This is a genomic window from Streptomyces sp. NBC_00876 (assembly GCF_045207435.1).
Classification (GTDB): domain Bacteria; phylum Actinomycetota; class Actinomycetes; order Streptomycetales; family Streptomycetaceae; genus Streptomyces.
In genome coordinates, this window is the sequence record NZ_CP108800.1 from 711,408 (window position 1) to 729,008 (window position 17,601).

Sequence of the window (17,601 nt, forward strand, 5' to 3'; positions counted from 1 at the left end):
GTCACGTCGGCGCGCCGCTCGGTGGCGGCGAGCGGGACGGACTCCGACCCTTCGTTGTTGTTCACCGGCATAGCATCACTCTCTTCCCCCAGGCTCCAAGAATCCTATGCGATTCAACAGGACCCGATCCCGGAAGGCCACACGCCGCCAGGCCGGGATCCCGCTCGACGCAGGGCAGGCGGGCAGCTCACAGCGGAATGAACCCGCCTTGCCCGAAATAACCGATGCGCAGGTCTTGACGTGGCGATCCCACCTCCCGCACCATCTCGGCAACGGAATCCTATCTGATTCAACTGAGGCAATGATCATGATCCTTCGTAGATCCGCAGTGTCCGCCGTCGCCACCCTCGCCCTCCTGGCCCTCGCGTCGACGGCATGCACCGTGAAGTCCTCCGACGACACCGGGCCGGCCGACACCGCAACCGCCAAGACAGGCAAGGGAAGCGCCGAACTCGCCGACGGTTCCGGCACCAAGATCGCCCTCGTACCGGGTGGCGCCCACCCGTACTTCCAGCCGTGGAAGCAGGCGGGCGCGGATGCCAAGAAGACGCTGAAGCTGGGCGACGTCACGCTCGACGAGACCGCCGAGTGGGACCAGCAGAAGCAGAACAACCTGCTGTCCACCCTGGCCGCACGCGGTTACAACGCCTTCGGCGTCTTCGGGGTGTCCCCCACCGACATCAACACCACCTTCGCTGACCTCAAGTCCCAGGGTTTCGCGGTGGCCTCCCTGGGCTCATGCCCCGCCGGCGGCAAGAACGAGGCCGATTTCTGCCTCTCCACCGATGTGGAACTCGCCGCTTACAAGGCGGCCAAGGCCACCATCGAGGCGATGGGCGGCAAGGGCACGCTCGTTCACCTGACGGGCAACAACGTCGACGCCAACACGCAGCTGCGGATCAAGGGCGTGGAGAAGGCGGTGAAGGAGTCCGGCGGCAAGGTCGACCTGCTGCAGAACATCACCGATATCGACAAGGACCTCCAGACCGCGCAGAAGGCCGTTTCCGACCTGCTCGCGACCAAGGGCTCGCGGATCCAGGGCATCGTCTCGACCGCGTACAACCCGGCGGTTGCCGCCGCTGAGGCGGTCCAGGAGACCGGCTCGAAGGCCAAGGTCGTGGCCATCGACGACGACGCCAAGATCCTCTCCTCGATCAAGAACGGATCGGTGAGCGCCACGGTCGTACAGAACCCGGTGGGTCAGGCCGAGATCGGATCCTGGGCGCTCGCGCTCCTGCAGACCAAGCAGTGCACGATGAAGCAGCCGGGCCAGATCGCCGACTCGGGTTCCTTCGTCGTCACGAAGGAGAACGTCGGCACCTACGACGAGGCACGCAAGGCCAAGACGGCGGAGCTGAAGAAGCAGTTCGCCGACGAGTACCTCTCCTGCGGCTGACCGGCCCGGCACAACGACAGAAAGTCAGCACACGCGCATGACCATGATCACGAAAGCGTCGGCCCTGCTGGCCGACATCGCGGTGGAGACCGACCGCACCGACGCCGTGCAGTCGTTCGTCAAACAGGAGACGATCCTCGTCACCCTGACGACGACGGACGGCATCGAGGGAACCGGTTACGCCTACACGATCGGCACCGGCGGTACATCCGTCCTGGCGCTGCTGCGCGACCATTTGCTGCCCCTCCTCGCCGGGAAGGACGCGCGCAACGTGGAGGGGCTCTGGCAGGATCTGTTCGGCCTGACCCGCGCCACCACCACGGGCGCCATCACTTCGCTCGCGCTCGCCGCGATCGACACCGCCCTGTGGGATCTGCGCTGCAAGCGCGCCGGCGAGCCGCTGTGGCGGCTGGCAGGCGGTCACCGCCGGGAGATCCCGGTGTACGACACCGAGGGTGGCTGGCTCCACCTCGGCACCGACGAGCTGGTCGAATCGGCCCTCGCCGCGAAGCAGGCGCAATTCGCGGGCGTCAAGATCAAGGTCGGCAAGCCACACCCGGCTGAGGACGCGGAGCGCCTGCGTGCCGTACGCGAGGCCGTGGGACCGTACCTGCACATCATGACCGACGCGAACCAGTCGCAGTCACTGTCCTCCGCCGTGCAGCTGGCCGCCGCCCTCGAACCGTACGACCCTTACTGGCTCGAGGAACCCATGCCCGCGGACGACATCAGCGGCCACGCCCGGCTCGCTCGCTCGACGCGGATACCGATCGCGGTCGGCGAGTCGATGTACTCGCCCATGCAGTTCCGCACCTATCTGGAGACGGGCGCGGCCTCCGTCGTACAGGTCGACGTGGCCAGGGTCGGCGGGATCACACCCTGGCTGAAGGTGGCCCACCTGGCCGAGACCTTCAACGTCAAGGTCTGCCCGCACTTCTTGATGGAGCTGCACGTCAGTCTCGTCGGCGCCGTCTCCAACGGGGCGTACGTGGAGTACATCCCGCAGCTGCGCGCGGTCACCCGCACAGAGATGACCGTGCGGGACGGTCTGGCCGTCGCTCCGGACGAGCCGGGCATCGGGATCGACTGGGACATGGACGCCATCGACCGGAGGAGGGTGTCGTGAAGACTGACGTCGCTCCGCCCGACAGCGAGACGGACCGCCCCACCGACGGTGCCCGGCCGGCGCACCGGCTGCCGTTCTGGGTCAACCAGCGGCTCGGACTCGTCGTCCTCATCATCGCGCTCGCCGCTCTGTTCGGTGTTCTGCGGCCGGCGTTCTTCGACGAGCGGCTGGTGCTCTTCCCGCTCATGAGGGACATCTCGACGCTGACAGTGGTGGCACTGGCGCAGATGGTCGTGCTGTCCATCGGGCACATGAACCTCGCCGTCGGGCGCATGGCCGCCTTCGGCGCGTTCTTCGCCGGCTTCGGCTATGACCGGCTCGGCCTGTCGCTGCCGCTCGGCCTGGTGCTGTGTCTGGTGGCGGGCTGTGCGATCGGCGCGCTGACCGGCTGGATCATCGCCCGCACGGGGGTGAACTCCTTCGTCGTGACCCTGGCCATGGACTTCGCCCTGCTGGGACTCGTCTCTCTGCTCTACTCGGCCTTCACGGAGAACGCCGCGTTCACCACCCGTCCCGACGGGCTCACGGAACTGCGTTCCTCCTCACTTGCCGACGTCTGTCTCGGACAGGTATGCGGCTCCGCGGCCGTCCCGCAGATCATCCAGTTCACCCTCATCGCCCTCGTCGGCCTCGGCTTCCTCTACTCCCGTACCCGGATGGGACGCGAGCTGCTGCTCACCGGCGCCAACCCGAGTGCCGCCGAGCTGTCCGGCATCCCCACCGGCCGCAGGATCGTGCTCGCGCACGCGCTGTCGGGCCTGCTCGCCGCACTGGCCGGCTTCATGGCCGCCGTCGGCACGGGAACGTTCCGTGCGTCCATCGGCGAGGACTTCATGCTCCCTTCGTTCCTGGGCTCGGTCCTGGGCGGGACTCTGCTCACCGGCGGCGTCGTCTCCGTCGTCGGTGCTCTGCTCGGCACCTCGCTGGTCGGTGTGATCCGCAAGGGTCTGGACCTGCTCGGCGTCGGTCTCGAAAGCCTCAACATCTACCTCGGGTGCGTCCTGCTCCTGGCCCTGTCCGCCGACCGGGTACGCACCGTCGTGTCCTACCGCAAGGTGGTGCGTTCCACATGACCCCGCTCCAGGACCGGAAGGCGGCGGCCCGGTCCGCACTGCACCGCTTCTCGCGCTCCACGACGACGACCCTGCTGGGTGTGGTGATCGTCGGCTACGTCGCCCTCGGAGTCTCGTCGTCCGGCACCTTCTTCGAGGGGCCCTCCCTCCGTACGTTCCTGCAGTACCTCGCCACACCGGTCCTCATCGGGCTGGCCCAGATGGTTGCCCTGAGTGTGGGGCAGCTCAACCTCGCGGTCGGGGCGCTGGGCGGGTTCAGCGCCTGCCTGATGGGCGTCCTGATGGTCGACGCCGGTGTCCCGGCCGGGCTCGCCGTTCTCATCGGTGTCCTGGGCGCGACGCTGATCGGTCTGATCACCGGCTTGTTCATCGTCGCCACACGGATCAACGGCTTCATCGTGACGCTCGGCACCATGACCATCCTGCTGGGTGCGCAGTACCGGCTCTCCGGCACCCGCACCATCGACGGGTACTCCGCCACGCTGCGCGACTTCGGCCGTGCCGCCCCGCTGAACATCCCGCTCGTCTTCGTCACGGCCCTGGTCTCGGCCGGTCTCCTCGCCGCCTTCATGTACCGCACGGTGGCGGGGCGGCGGCTGCTGGCCGCCGGCGGGAACCCGCTCGCCGCCAAGTTGTCGGGCATCTCCACCGACCGGCAGATCGTGCTCGCGCACACCCTGTCCGGGCTGCTGATCGGCATCGCCGCCCTGACCGCCACGGCCTCGCTGCCCGGGGTCAACCGCAGTGTCGGCGGAGACTGGCTGCTGCCCAGTTTCGCGGCGCCGATCATCGGCGGCGTGGCGTTGACCGGCGGCTCCGTCGCCGTGCTCGGGACCGTGCTCGCCGCCTTCGTCATGCGTCTGATCGATACCGCGCGGGCTCAGTTCTCCCTCGACCCGAGCTGGGTCAACTTCCTCATCGGGGTCGTCGTTCTCGGCACCGTCGTCGGCGGTCGCATCCACCAGAGTCACCTCGCCAAGAAGGTCGTGTCACCGGGCGGCACACCCCCGCCGGCACCTCCCGAGGAAACACCCCGGCCGACGGCCGTACCGACGCCGACGGGAGAGGCACGATGAGCGAAGTCCTGCTGGAATGCGATCAGATCGTCAAGGTCTTCCCTGGTGTCCGCGCCCTCGACGGCGTCGGTCTGCGGCTCGCCGCAGGCTCCGTGCACGCCCTGCTCGGCGAGAACGGGGCGGGGAAGTCCACCCTCATCAAGGTGATCACAGGCGTGCACGCGCCCGACGGCGGCCGGCTGCTCCGGGCCGGCCAGGAGATCCACCTGCGCTCCCCCTTGGACGCCATGCGCGCCGGCATCGGCGTCGTCCACCAGGAACGCAACCTGATCCCAGGGTTCTCCGTAGCCGAGAACATCACCCTGCAGAACCCACCCTCGCGCCGTGGCCTGGTCGACCGGGAAGCCATGACGGCGCCGGCCCGGCGCTGCCTGGCCGAACTCGGCCTCGATATCGATCCGGACCAGTTGGTGTCCGAACTCTCGGTTGCACAACAGCAGTTGGTGGAGATCGCCAAGGCGCTCCACACCGACAGCAAGGTCCTCCTGCTCGATGAGCCGACCGCCTCCCTCTCCCCGCAGGAAGCGATGAGTCTCTTCGACGTCGTCCGGCGGCTCACCGAGCGCGGCACGTGCGTGGTGTTCGTCAGCCACAAGCTGGAAGAAGTCTTCTCCGTCTGCGACACCGTCACCGTGCTGCGCGACGGCCTGTCCGTGCTCGAATCGGCGCCGCTCTCGGAGCACACCCAGGACGACATCGTGACTCTGATGGTCGGACGCGCGCACGCGGTGACGGCGATGTCGCCACGCCCCGTGGACACATCCGCGGCTCCCGCCCTCTCCCTCAGCGGCCTCTCGACGGCCTCGGGGCACCGTGACATCTCGCTCGCCGTGCGACCCGGCGAGATCGTCGGGCTGTACGGTCTGGTCGGCGCGGGGCGCAGTGAACTGGTCAAGGCGGTGCTCGGTCTGGAGCGCGTCACGGGCGGTGAGATCCGCGTGTACGGAGAGCCCGCGAAGATCGGCTCGCCGCGGCAGGCACTGCACGAGTACGGCATCGGCTACCTCACCGAGAACCGCAAGGAGGAGGGCGTCTTCCTGGAGCAGCCCATCCTCCGCAACATCACCGTGACGGTGTGGCGGAAGCTGGCGAAGGCCCTCGGGTACGTCCCCGCCCGCCGGGAACGCGAGACAGCCGAGGACCTCGTCGAGCGCCTCGGCATCAAGATCTCCGGTCTCGCGCAGAACGCCGGTGAGCTGTCGGGCGGCAACCAGCAGAAGGTGAGCCTGTCGAAGTGGCTGGCGGCCGACACCCGGCTGCTGGTCGTCGACGAGCCGACCGTCGGCGTGGATGTTCGGACCAAGCACGCCTTCCACGAGCTGATCTGGGAGCTTGCGCGCGGCGGACTGCCGATCCTGCTGATCAGCAGCGACCTGGCCGAGATGGTGACCCTGGCCGACCGGGTCGTCGTGATGGCCGACCACCGCATCCGCGGCGAGGTGGCCAACGACCACGACTACGGCCGGATGAGCGGTCGCATCATCCGCATCATCCACGACCGACCGGTCTCCGCCACCTCCCTGAAGGACCCGACCACGTGAGGCGTGTCGCGCAGGTCATTGGCCTGCGCCCCGAGAAGGCCGGGGAGTACCGGGAACTGCATCGTGCCGTCCCCGAGCCCGTGCTCGACCGGCTGCGGCGTTCCCACATCGCCAACTACTCGATCCACCTGCTCGGCGACCGGCTGTTCAGTTACTTCGAGTACCACGGCGACGACCTGGACGCCGACCTCGCCCTGATGGCCGACGACCCCGCCACCCAGGAATGGTGGCGGCTCACCGCCCCCTGCCAGTCGCCCGTGGCGGAAGCCGCACCCGGCACGTGGTGGGCGTCGGCGGAGCAGGTCTTCCTCATGGAGTAGGCCGCCGGCCCTGGTCCCCCGCACACCCGAACCGTCCAGCGGCGCCGGCGCGCCGCTCCCGCAAGGAGAACCACGTGAAACTGATGCGCCTCGGCGCGCCCGGCGCCGAGCGCCCGGCCGTCCTCACCGACGACGGACGCACCTACGACCTCACCGGCCGGACCGGCGACATCGACGGGCCGTTCCTCGCCTCCGACGGAGTCGAGCGAGTCGCAGCGGCCCTGCAGGCCGGCTCACTTCCCGTCCTGGACACCACGGGACTACGCATAGGCGCGCCGATCGCCCGTCCAGGAAAGGTCGTGTGCATCGGCCTCAACTACCGGGACCACGCCGAGGAGACCGGGGCCGCCATACCGCCGCGCCCGGTGGTGTTCATGAAGGACCCCGGCACCGTCGTCGGCCCGAACGACACCGTGCTCGTCCCCCGTGGGTCCGAGAAGACCGACTGGGAAGTCGAGCTCGCGGTCGTCATCGGCCGCCGCGCCCGCTACCTGGACGGGCCCACCGACGCCGCGGGCGTGATCGCGGGCTTCGCGATCAGCAATGACGTCTCCGAGCGCGCCTTCCAGCTCGAGCAGTCCCCGCAGTGGGACCTCGGCAAGTCATGCGAAACGTTCAACCCGCTCGGCCCCTGGCTGGTGACCGCCGACGAGATCCCCGACCCGCAGGCCCTCGGCCTGCGCCTGAACGTCAACGGCGTCCCCCGGCAGGACGGCACCACCAAGAACATGATCTTCCCGGTCGCCCACATCGTCTGGTACCTGAGCCAGTACATGGTCCTGGAGCCGGGCGACGTCATCAACACCGGAACACCGGCCGGCGTGGCCCTCGGACTCCCGGGAACCCCGTATCTGCGGGCCGGCGACATGGTCGAGCTCGGTATCGACGGGCTCGGCAGCCAGCGGCAGACCTTCCAGAACGCGTGAGGCCGGCATGAACACCCACGACAAGCGCGACGGCGGCATGGCACGCGTCACCGATGTCGACGTGATCGACATCCGCTTTCCCACCTCGCGGGAGCTCGACGGCTCCGACGCGATGAACCCCGACCCCGACTACTCGGCCGCGTACGTGATCCTGCGGACCGACGCGCTCGACGGCCTGGAGGGCCACGCCTTCACCTTTACCATCGGCCGCGGCAACGAGGTGCAGGCAGCGGCCATCGCCGCGCTCCGCGACCACGTCGTCGGTCTGCCGGTCGACGCGTTGTGCGCCGACCCCGGTTCGGTCAGCCGCGCCCTGAACGGCGACAGCCAGCTCCGCTGGCTCGGGCCGGAGAAGGGCGTGATGCACATGGCGATCGGCGCGGTCGTCAACGCCGTGTGGGACCTGGCCGCCAAGCGGGCCGACAAGCCGTTGTGGAAGCTGCTCGCCGACGCCGCACCGGAATGGCTGGCGGACCAGGTCGACTACCGCTACATCGAAGACGCCCTCAGCCGTGAGGAGGCCGTGGCCCTCCTCACCCGCGGCAAGGAGGGAGCCGGCGCGCGCGAGGAGCATCTCGTGGCCCAGGGCTACCCGGCGTACACCACGTCCCCCGGCTGGCTGGGCTACTCCGACGAGAAGCTGGTCCGGCTCGCCCGCCAGGCGGTCGCCGACGGCTTCACCCAGATCAAGCTGAAGGTCGGCTCGGACCTGGCCGATGACCTGCGCCGGCTGCGTACGGCTCGCGAGGCGGTCGGCCCGGACGTCCGCATCGCGGTCGACGCCAACCAGCGCTGGAACGTGGCCGAGGCGATCGACTGGACCAACGCCCTCGCCGCCGACGCCCCGTACTGGATCGAGGAGCCCACCAGCCCGGACGACATTCTCGGGCACGCGGCGATACGCAAGGGCGTCACCCCGGTCAAGGTCGCCACCGGCGAGCACGTCCAGAACCGGATCGTGTTCAAGCAACTGTTGCAGGCCGGTGCGATCGACATCCTCCAGATCGACGCGGCCCGGGTCGGCGGCGTCAACGAGAACCTGGCGATCCTGCTGCTGGCGATGCGGTACGGCGTCCCCGTCTGTCCGCACGCCGGCGGCGTCGGCCTGTGCGAACTCGTCCGCCATCTGTCGATGTTCGACTTCGTCGCGCTGTCCGGGACCACCGAGGACCGGGTGATCGAGTACGTGGACCACCTGCACGAGCACTTCAAGGACCCTGCGACCATCGCGAACGGCCACTACACGGCTCCCCTGACGCCTGGCTTCTCTTCGGAGATGCACGCCGAGTCGCTCGCAACATACCGCTACCCGGACGGCGCCTTCTGGGCGGCCGACCTTGCCGCACAGGAGAAGGAGACGAACCGATGAGCGAACTGTCCGGCCTCAGGGCCCTGGTGACCGGCGGTGCCTCCGGCATCGGAAGGGCCACCGCGGACCTGCTGTCCGCCCGCGGTGCCGCCGTCGCCGTCGTGGACCTCGACCCGTCCGCGGTGGACAAGCCCCTGCGTGGGTACACGGCCGACGTGAGCGACGACGCGTCCGTGCGGGCCGCCGTCGCCGCCGTCGCCGACGACCTCGGAGGCATCGACATTCTGATCAACAACGCGGGCATCGGTGCGGCGGGCACCGTGGAGGACAACGACGACGCGCAGTGGCACCGGGTGTTCGACGTGAATGTCCTGGGCATCGTGCGCACGACCCGCGCGGCCCTTCCCCGCCTGCGTGCTTCGGCGCACGCCTCCGTCGTCAACACCTGCTCCATCGCGGCCACGGCCGGGCTTCCGCAGCGCGCCCTCTACAGCGCCAGCAAGGGAGCGGTCCTGTCGCTGACGCTCGCCATGGCAGCGGACCACGTCCGCGAGGGAATCCGCGTCAATTGCGTGAACCCCGGCACGGCCGACACCCCGTGGGTGGGCCGTCTGCTCGAGCGGGCCGCCGATCCGGACGCCGAGCGGGCGGCGCTCAACGCCCGCCAGCCCATGGGCCGTCTGGTCACCGCCGAGGAGGTCGCCGCCGCCATCGTGTACCTGGCGAGCCCCACCGCCGCCTCCGTCACGGGCACCGCGCTCGCGGTGGACGGCGGGATGCAGGGCCTGCGACTGCGGCCGGAGGGTCAATGACGAGCGCATCGGGCGACAGCGGAGCAGGGTCGGTGATGAGCGCCCGCACCCTCGGCCGCAGCGGTGTCTCCGTCACGTCGCTCGGGTTCGGCGGCGCCGCTGTCGCCGGTCTCTTCGAGGACGTGGGCGAGGAAGCGGCGGCAGCGGCCGTGGACGCTGCCTGGGAAGCGGGCATCCGCTACTTCGACACCGCCCCGCATTACGGGCTCGGTGTCTCCGAGCGCCGCATGGGAGCGGCCCTGCGGTCCAGACCCAGAGACAGCTTCACCCTGTCCACCAAGGTGGGCAGGGTGCTCGAGCCGCACGAGGGCGGCGGGGACGACCGGGCCAACGGCTTCGCCGTTGCGGCCACGCACCGTCGCCGCTGGGACTTCAGCGCCGACGGCGTGCGCCGCTCGCTGGAGGACAGCCTCACCCGGCTCGGGCTCGACCGCGTCGACCTGGTACTCCTCCACGACCCCGACGACCACGAGGAACAGGCCTTCAAGGAGGCATATCCGGCGCTGGAGGAGCTGCGGGCACAGGGAGTCGTCCGGGCGATCGGCGTCGGTATGAACCGGACGCGGATGCTGACACGTTTCGTCACGGACACGGACATCGATGCCGTGCTGTGCGCCGGAAGGTACACGCTGCTGGAGCAGGGCGCGCTGGACTCGCTGCTGCCCGCGGCGGCGAGGACGGGCAAGAGCGTGATCATCGGTGGTGTGTTCAACTCCGGTCTGCTGGCGAACCCGGCTCCGGACGCCACGTACGACTACGCCACCGCCCCCGAAGCGCTGGTGCGGCGGGCGCTTCGGATACGCGACGTCACCGAGGCCCACGGGGTGCCGCTGCGTGCCGCGGCACTCCGCTTCCCCTTCGGGCATCCGGCGGTCGGTTCCGTCCTGCTCGGGGCTCGGTCGGCCGAGCAGGTCCGTGACGCGGCCGAGCAGTTCCACCGTTTCCTGCCCGACACCGTGTGGGAGGGCCTGCGGGCACAGGACCTGCTGACGGCCGGCGTCCCGGTGCCCAGGAGGAGTGAACCATGACCCTCATCGATGCCCACCACCATCTGTGGGACCTGGACGTACGCGACCAGGAGTGGATCGAGGGCCCTGAACTGGCCCCGCTGCGGCGCTCGTTCCTCCACCACGACCTGGAGGCGGAGGCCCGGGAGGCCGGTGTGTCGGCCACGGTGCTCGTGCAGACCGTCACCGTGGCCGAGGAGACACCCGAGTTCCTGGCCCTGGCCGCGGCCAGTGACCTGATCGGCGCGGTCGTCGGCTGGACCGATCTCACCTCGCCGGGCATCGCCGACGAACTCGCCCGGCTGCGCTCACTGCCGGGCGGCGGACTCCTGCGGGGCATCCGCCATCAGGTACAAGGGGAGGCGGACCCGGACTGGCTGACGCGGCCGGAGGTGCTGCGGGGACTGCGCGCGGTCGCGGCGGCCGGACTGGTGTACGACCTCCTGGTCCTGCCGCACCAGTTGCCGGCGGCGACACGGGCGGCAGCGGCAGTCCCCGGTCTCACCTTCGTCCTCGACCACCTGGGCAAGCCCCCGATCGCCTCGGGCGAACTGGAGCCGTGGGCCCGGCGGGTACGCGAGCTGGCCGCGCTGCCCAACACGGTGTGCAAGCTCTCCGGGATGGCGACCGAGGCCGACTGGCGATCGTGGACCGTCCGGGACCTCAGGCCGTACGCCGACACCGTGCAGGACCACTTCGGGCCCCGGCGGCTCATGTTCGGCTCCGACTGGCCGGTGAGCACGCTGGCGGCGAGCTACGGCGAGGTCGTGGATTTCACCGGGGAGTTGCTCAACGCGCTCACCCCCGTCGAGCGGGACGAGGTATGGGGCGGGACCGCGCGGCGGGTCTACCGGCTGACGCCCGTCGCGGCGCCGGCCCAGCCGGTCACTCCTCCTCGAAGCGGCTGAGCTGGCGCTCCAGACTGTGGGCCAGATGGTCCGTCATCGCCTGTGCGGCCCGCTCGGCACTGCGCCGCAGTATCGCTCGGACGACCCGCTCGTGCTCAGCCAGAGTCGGGTCGTCCTCGGCGGGGAGGCTGCTGAGGCGGAAGATATGGAGATGTGCGTGGAGCCGCTCGACCGCGTCCCGAAGCAGGGGGCGACGGGCGCCGACCGCGACCGCGTCGTGGAAACGCTGGTCGAGGGCTGCGAAGTCACGGTAGGACGCGTACGGTCCGGCCGGGCTGGGGTGGACCTCCATGTCCTCCTGGATGGCCTCGATGGCGTCCAGCTGTGCCTCGTCGGCATGCAGGGCCGCCAGCGCCGCGGCCTGCGGCTCCAGCAGCAGCCGCATCTCGAACAGTTCCTCAATCCCCTGCCGGGTGAGGAGTTCAGTCGCCCGGTATCCGGAGAGGGAACGCTTGACCACCAGACCGTCGGACTCCAGGCGGGCCAGCGCCTCGCGAACCGGGGTCGGGGAGACGTCGAGCCTGCGGGACAGGGCTTCGATGCCGACCCGGGCGCCCGGAGCGATCTCATGGTCCATGACCATGGCCTTGATGTCCTCGTAGACGCTGTCGGACAGTGGCTGGCGGACCGGCGCCGCGGCGGGACCGGGCCCCCCGGCCCGGTCATCGAAGACAGGCGGGTCATTCGCCGGCATCCAGATCCCCTCACTCCACTACACGTGCGACCACCAGCAGCTTAGCGAGGCGGGAACGAGCTGCCCCGGGCACTGCCACTTGACCCGAGACGGAGTTCCGTTCCCGCCATCGCACCCAATACGGTCCGACCACCCTCCCTGGAATCCCATAGGAAACAGGTATGGGTGACCGCTATTCATTGGAGACATTCTACTTATTTAGGGCAGAGCGATCTTTTCTCCTATATGAAATGGCGTCGGATCTCTTGACACGCCTCCTGGATGCCGCTGCACTGCTGCTGTGCCGCCGAGTCCGGCCCGCCCCCCATCGAAGGAGCCGCACACCCATGTCCGATCACTCCCTCACACCTCCCCCCGCCGAGGGCGGAATGTCACGCCGCGGAGTGCTTCGAGCGGCGGCCTCAGTGGGCGCCCTGTTCGCGCTCTCCTCGCTGCCCGAGTTCACGTCGGCTGCCACCGCCGTTACGCGCCCCGACGCTCAGTCGCTGGTCCCGGACGCGGAGACGATCAGGCTCTGGTACACGCGCCCCGGCGCGGAAAGCAAGATCATCGAGGAGGGCCTGCCCATCGGCAACGGCCGGCTGGGCGCCCTGGTCACAGGAGACCCGTCCCGTGACGTCCTGATCCTCTCGGACGCGACCCTGTGGACCGGTCACGCGAACGCCGCCCTGCAGTCGGACGGGCAGTTCCCCTACGAGGCATCCAACTTCGGCACGTTCGGGATGCTCGCCAAGGCGTACCTCGACATACCCGCCCACGCCGCATCCGCGATCAGCGGATACCGCCGCAGCCTCGACATGAGCAACGGCCTGGTGACCGCCGAGTACCAGGCAGGCGGGGTCACCTACCGGCGCGAGGTGTTCTCCAGCCATCCCGACGACGTGATCGTGGTGCGCCTGACCCAGAGCGGTGGCGGGAGCTACACCGGGTCGATGACACTGGCCGGAACCCGCGGCGAGACCGTGACGTCGAACGCGAGCGCCGCCGAAGTGTCGTTCGACGCGGCGCTGCCCAACACACTCAAGTACGCCACCGCAGTACGGGCCGCCGGCAAGGGCGGCACCGTCTCCGCGACCGGCGCTAAGGTGACATTCAGCAACTGCACCGAGGTCGTACTGGTCCTCTCCGGTGGCACGAACTACAAGGCGGACGCGTCCGTTCAGTACAAGGACGCCACGCTGGTGCCGCTCACCGTCGCGCGCACCAAGGCTTCACAGGCCGCCGCCGTGGCCGGCTCGACGCTGGTCGCCACTCACGTGGCCGACTACCAGCGACTCGACCAGCGAATGACGGTGAACCTGGGGGCCTCCAGCGCCGCCCAGCGGGCGCTGGACACACCGGCCCGGCTCGCCGCAAGGGCCGCCACCGGCTCCGCCCCCGACCCCGAACTCGAAGCCTCCTACCTTCAGTTCGGCCGATACCTGACGATCACCGGTTCACGCGGCAGCCTCCCGACCAACCTCCAGGGACTGTGGGTCGACAGCAACCAGCCACCGTGGTTCAGCGACTACCACACCGACATCAACGTCCAGATGAACTACTGGCTGCCCGACCGTGTCGGCCTGCCCGAGTGCTTCGACGCCTTCACCGACTACTGCGTGGCCCAGCTGCCTGGCTGGCAGGCGACGACCACCGCCCTTTTCCAGGACTCCCGCAACCGTTTCCGCAACACGTCCGGCAAGGTCGCCGGCTGGACGATGGCCATCACCGCCAACATCTGGGGCGGCAACGGCTGGTGGTGGCACCCCGCCGGCAACGCCTGGATGTGCAACTCGCTCTTCGAGCACTACGAGTACACCCTGGACGACGCCCACCTCGCCAAGATCTACCCCCTGCTCAAGGGCGCCTGCGAATTCTGGGAGTCCCGGCTCATCACCATGACCGTGGCGGGACGTGAGGTCCTGGTCGATGACCACGACTGGTCACCCGAGCACGGCCCGGAGAACGCCCGTGGCATCACATACGCCCAGGAACTGGTCTGGCAGCTGTTCGCCAACTACCGCACCGCCGCTGCCAAGCTCGGCAAGGACGCCTCGTACGCCTCCACGGTCGCCGGCCTCCAGGGCAAGCTCTACATGCCCGGGGTCAGTACCACGAGCGGCTGGCTGGAGGAGTGGATGAGCGACGACAACCTGGGCGAGACCTCCCACCGCCACCTCTCCGCCCATGCGGGTCTCTTCCCCGGTGACCGCATCAACCTCCAGGACTCCCCCGACTCGCTCATCAGAGGTGCCACCAAGCTGCTGGAGGCGCGGGGCCTCGCGAGCTACGGCTGGGCGAGTGCCTGGCGGGCCATGTGCTGGGCCCGGCTGAAGCATGCCGACAAGGCGTACGACCTCATGCTCTCCGTACTGAACCCGTCGGGCACCGCCGACGCCGGCACCGCGATCAACATGTTCGACATGTACCGCTACGGAGGCGGCTACATCTTCCAGATCGACGGCAACTACGGCACACCGGTCGCGATGGTCGAGATGCTGGCGCAGTCCCGGCCCGGACGCGTCGAGCTGCTGCCCGCGCTGCCCGAGGCATGGGCGGCGGAAGGATCGGTCACCGGCTTGGGCCTCCGCGGCGGGCTCAGCCTGAACATGAGCTGGAAGTCCGGGAAGGTCATCAGCGCCACCGTGCGCGGTGCGGCCGGTCGGTCCACCACGATCGTCTACGGCGACTGGAGCCAGCAGGTCACGATCCCCTCCACCGGGTCGGTGACGGTCACGCCGCCCGCACAGTACACCGTCTTCCAACTGGTCAACCGCCAGTCGGGACGGGCGATGGACATCCCGAACGCGTCGACGGCCGCAGGCACGGGGGCCGTTCAGTACACACCGAGTTCTGCGGCGAACCAGCAGTTCCGGTTCACCCCGGTCGGCGGCGGTGTGTACGAGATCTGCACGACACACGCAACCACCCCGCTGGCGCTGGGCATCAGCGGCGGAGGGTCGGCCGACGGCGCGAAGCTCATCCAGTGGCAATCGCTGCACGACACGAACATGCAGTGGAAGATCACCGACACCGGTGACGGCCATGTCGTCCTCACCTGCCTCCGCAGCGGCAAGGTGCTGGGTGTGACCGGCGGCTCGGCGTCCAACGGCGCGACGATCGAGCAGCAGACCGCCAACGGCGGCACCGGCCAGCAGTGGCGGCGCGTCGGCAAGTGAGCCCGGCACGGACGACGTAGCGCATCCGGGCGCAAGGGCACGGGACGCCCGGCGAGAGCCGGGCGTCCCTGACGAGAAGCCGACGCGCCCTGAGCACAGGACGGGCTCGCGCAGCACACTCCCCTCTCCCCGCCGGGCAACTGATTTCGCATCAACTACCCCGATGTGCAACGAAATCCGTGCTTCATAAATACGGAGACAGCTGTATAGCATTCCAGCCAGGTAGTTCTGATCCGAAATCCGAAGATCCACGTGAGGGGTCTCGTATGCCCAGATTCAGTGATCATGAGCTTGGGATGGGTCGAAAGGTCACGCGCCGTGACTTCATCGACGGGGTGGCCGTCACCGCCGTGGGCGCGGCCGCGGCGATGGCGCTTCCCGGAGCGGCGCAGGCGGCTCCGAGCGCAGGGCACGGCCCCACCCATCACGGGCACGGTAAGCCGGTCACGCCCTACCCGCCCGGCGTGAACGGCCTGCGGGGCCAGCAGCCGGGCTCCTACGACGTGGCGCACGCCGTACGTGACGGTGCGTTCGCACCCGGGCGTATATCGGATACCCGTGAGACCTACGACCTGGTCGTGGTCGGCGGTGGCCTCAGCGGTCTGGCCGCTGCCCACCTCTACCGCAAGCACGCCGGCCCGCGGGCCCGGGTCCTCGTCCTCGACGCCCTCGACGACTTCGGCGGGCATGCCAGGCGCAACGAGTTCCACGTCGGCCGCACTCAGCTCCTGTCCAACGGCGGCACCGTCAACATCGACACCCCGAGCACCTGGTCGCGCGGCGCCCGCGACCTTCTCACCAAGGACCTCGGCGTCGATCTGAAGGCACTGGAAGCCACGGTCAAGAGCGACGCGTACGCACCGTACTCGCTGCGCAGCGGCACCTTGTTCAACTCCGAGCGCTGGGGCAAGGACCAGCTGGTCATCCGCGAATCGGGTGAGTCCTGGGCGTCGTACGCGACCAGGCTGCCGATGAGCGAGGCGAGCCGGGCCGCACTGGTCCGCCTCTACACGACGGACGAGGACTTCTACCCGGGACTGACGGACGCACAGAAGAAGGAGATCCTCGCCCGCACCCCGTACGAGACCTATCTTCGCGAGAAGCTCGGCCTGGACGACGACGCCCTCGAGATCGTCAAGCGCGGCACCAACGGCCTGTGGGGCGTGAACGTCGACCACGTCGCCGCGGCCGACGCGTGGGCGACCGGACAGCCGGGCTTCGGCGGCCTGGGACTCGCACACACACCGTGGCCCGGCGCCGGCCTGACACCGCTGATGCACCTTGCCGAGACCGAGGAGGACGGCAACTTCTACTTCCCCGAGGGCAACGCCTCACTCGCCCGACTGCTGGTCAGCAAGCTGGTCCCCGATGCCTTCGACGAGCGCCGGCCCGACTGGCGGGAGATCGTCACCGCGAAGGCGGACTACTCCCGCCTCGACGACCGGGACAACCACGTCCGCATCCGCCTCGGGAGCACAGCCTTCCAGGTCCGCAACGAAGGCCGGAAGGGCGCGGTCGTCGACTACTCCAAGGGCGGCCGCAGCTATCGGGTCCGGGCCAAGGGCGTGGTCATGGCCTGCTGGAACTCCGTCTCCTCGTACGTCGTACCCGAACTGCCGGCGGAGCAGGTCACAGCGATGCGCTACGGCACGAAGGTGCCACTGGTGTACGCACGGGTCGCGCTCCGCGACTGGCGGGCCTTCGCCCGTGCCCGCGTCTCCCGGGTCAGTACACCTTCGATGTTCTTCTCCAGCTTCGGCCTGCCCACGGTCACCGAGATCGGTGACTTCGCCATGCCGCACCGACCCGAACTCCCCACTGTGGTCTCCCTGTCGGCGACCCCCGGCTCTCCCGGCCTCATCTGCCGCGAACAGCACAAGGCCGGCCGCCGCACACTGATCAGGATGCCGTTCGAGGACTTCGAGCGCGAGATCCGCGACTCGATGACCCGCTCCCTCGGCGACCACGGGTTCGACCCCGCCCGAGACATCACGGCCATCACCGTCAACCGCTGGGCCCACGGGTACGCCTACGAGTACAACTCCCTCGACGACCCGTCCCTGTACCAGCCCGAATCACAACGGCCCTATGCCCAGGCCCGCCGCCCCGTCGGCCGGATCGCCATCGCCAACTCCGACGCCGAGGCGTTCGGCTACACCCACGCCGCCTTCGACGCAGCAATCCGCGCCGTGGATCACCTGCTCTGAGTCTGCCGTGCCGTGTGGGACCCTCGCGCCGTCGACGGGCGGCACGAG

14 protein-coding genes are annotated in these 17,601 nt (G+C 69.2%); 13 read left to right on the forward strand and 1 reads right to left on the reverse strand.

Annotation, left to right across the window (positions count from 1 at the left end; translation table 11 throughout):
* The first annotated feature begins 307 nt into the window (after positions 1-307).
* From OG782_RS03085 to OG782_RS03135, 11 genes are all read left to right on the forward strand, one after another.
* Positions 308-1,396 carry a substrate-binding domain-containing protein gene (locus tag OG782_RS03085; RefSeq protein ID WP_406447839.1) on the forward strand — a complete coding sequence of 363 codons (1,089 nt, stop codon included), beginning with the start codon at positions 308-310 and terminating at the stop codon, positions 1,394-1,396.
* Positions 1,397-1,433: 37 nt separating this feature from the next.
* Complete coding sequence (locus OG782_RS03090) at positions 1,434-2,522, forward strand: mandelate racemase/muconate lactonizing enzyme family protein (RefSeq protein ID WP_406447840.1); 1,089 nt, start codon at positions 1,434-1,436, stop codon at positions 2,520-2,522.
* Positions 2,519-3,595 carry an ABC transporter permease gene (locus OG782_RS03095; RefSeq protein ID WP_406447841.1) on the forward strand — a complete coding sequence of 359 codons (1,077 nt, stop codon included), beginning with the start codon at positions 2,519-2,521 and terminating at the stop codon, positions 3,593-3,595. Before OG782_RS03090 ends, OG782_RS03095 begins: the two co-directional genes overlap by 4 nt.
* Entirely contained in the window at positions 3,592-4,671 is a 1,080-nt protein-coding gene (locus tag OG782_RS03100; RefSeq protein WP_406447842.1) for an ABC transporter permease, read from the forward strand. Before OG782_RS03095 ends, OG782_RS03100 begins: the two co-directional genes overlap by 4 nt.
* A complete protein-coding gene (locus OG782_RS03105; RefSeq protein WP_406447843.1) occupies positions 4,668-6,212 on the forward strand; it encodes a sugar ABC transporter ATP-binding protein in 1,545 nt (514 codons plus the stop codon). Before OG782_RS03100 ends, OG782_RS03105 begins: the two co-directional genes overlap by 4 nt.
* The gene (locus tag OG782_RS03110) at positions 6,209-6,532 is read left to right on the forward strand and encodes an L-rhamnose mutarotase (RefSeq protein ID WP_406447844.1); all 324 of its coding nucleotides are present in this window, start codon (positions 6,209-6,211) and stop codon (positions 6,530-6,532) included. Before OG782_RS03105 ends, OG782_RS03110 begins: the two co-directional genes overlap by 4 nt.
* Positions 6,533-6,606: 74 nt before the next feature.
* Positions 6,607-7,458 (forward strand): fumarylacetoacetate hydrolase family protein, encoded by an 852-nt coding sequence (locus OG782_RS03115; RefSeq protein ID WP_406447845.1) that lies wholly within the window; start codon positions 6,607-6,609, stop codon positions 7,456-7,458.
* Between the two features lie 7 nt (positions 7,459-7,465).
* Positions 7,466-8,827, forward strand: coding sequence for an enolase C-terminal domain-like protein (locus tag OG782_RS03120; RefSeq protein ID WP_406447846.1), 1,362 nt, complete (start codon positions 7,466-7,468; stop codon positions 8,825-8,827).
* On the forward strand, positions 8,824-9,579 hold the full coding sequence (locus OG782_RS03125) for an SDR family NAD(P)-dependent oxidoreductase (RefSeq protein WP_406447847.1): 756 nt from the start codon (positions 8,824-8,826) through the stop codon (positions 9,577-9,579). The genes OG782_RS03120 and OG782_RS03125 overlap by 4 nt, the downstream gene beginning before the upstream one ends.
* A gap of 35 nt (positions 9,580-9,614) precedes the next feature.
* Entirely contained in the window at positions 9,615-10,607 is a 993-nt protein-coding gene (locus OG782_RS03130) for an aldo/keto reductase (RefSeq protein ID WP_406458808.1), read from the forward strand.
* Entirely contained in the window at positions 10,604-11,494 is an 891-nt protein-coding gene (locus tag OG782_RS03135; RefSeq protein WP_406447848.1) for an amidohydrolase family protein, read from the forward strand. Before OG782_RS03130 ends, OG782_RS03135 begins: the two co-directional genes overlap by 4 nt.
* Here the strand turns inward: OG782_RS03135 and OG782_RS03140 are convergent.
* Entirely contained in the window at positions 11,472-12,188 is a 717-nt protein-coding gene (locus OG782_RS03140) for a GntR family transcriptional regulator (protein ID WP_406447849.1), read from the reverse strand. The genes OG782_RS03135 and OG782_RS03140 overlap by 23 nt on opposite strands.
* Positions 12,189-12,514: 326 nt before the next feature.
* Between OG782_RS03140 and OG782_RS03145 the strand changes: the two genes are divergently transcribed.
* Together OG782_RS03145 and OG782_RS03150 are read left to right on the forward strand one after the other, a co-directional pair.
* Complete coding sequence (locus OG782_RS03145; protein ID WP_406447850.1) at positions 12,515-15,346, forward strand: glycosyl hydrolase family 95 catalytic domain-containing protein; 2,832 nt, start codon at positions 12,515-12,517, stop codon at positions 15,344-15,346.
* 296 nt (positions 15,347-15,642) lie between these two features.
* Positions 15,643-17,553, forward strand: a complete 1,911-nt coding sequence (locus tag OG782_RS03150) for an NAD(P)-binding protein (RefSeq protein WP_406447851.1) — start codon at positions 15,643-15,645, stop codon at positions 17,551-17,553.
* Positions 17,554-17,601 lie beyond the last annotated feature (48 nt).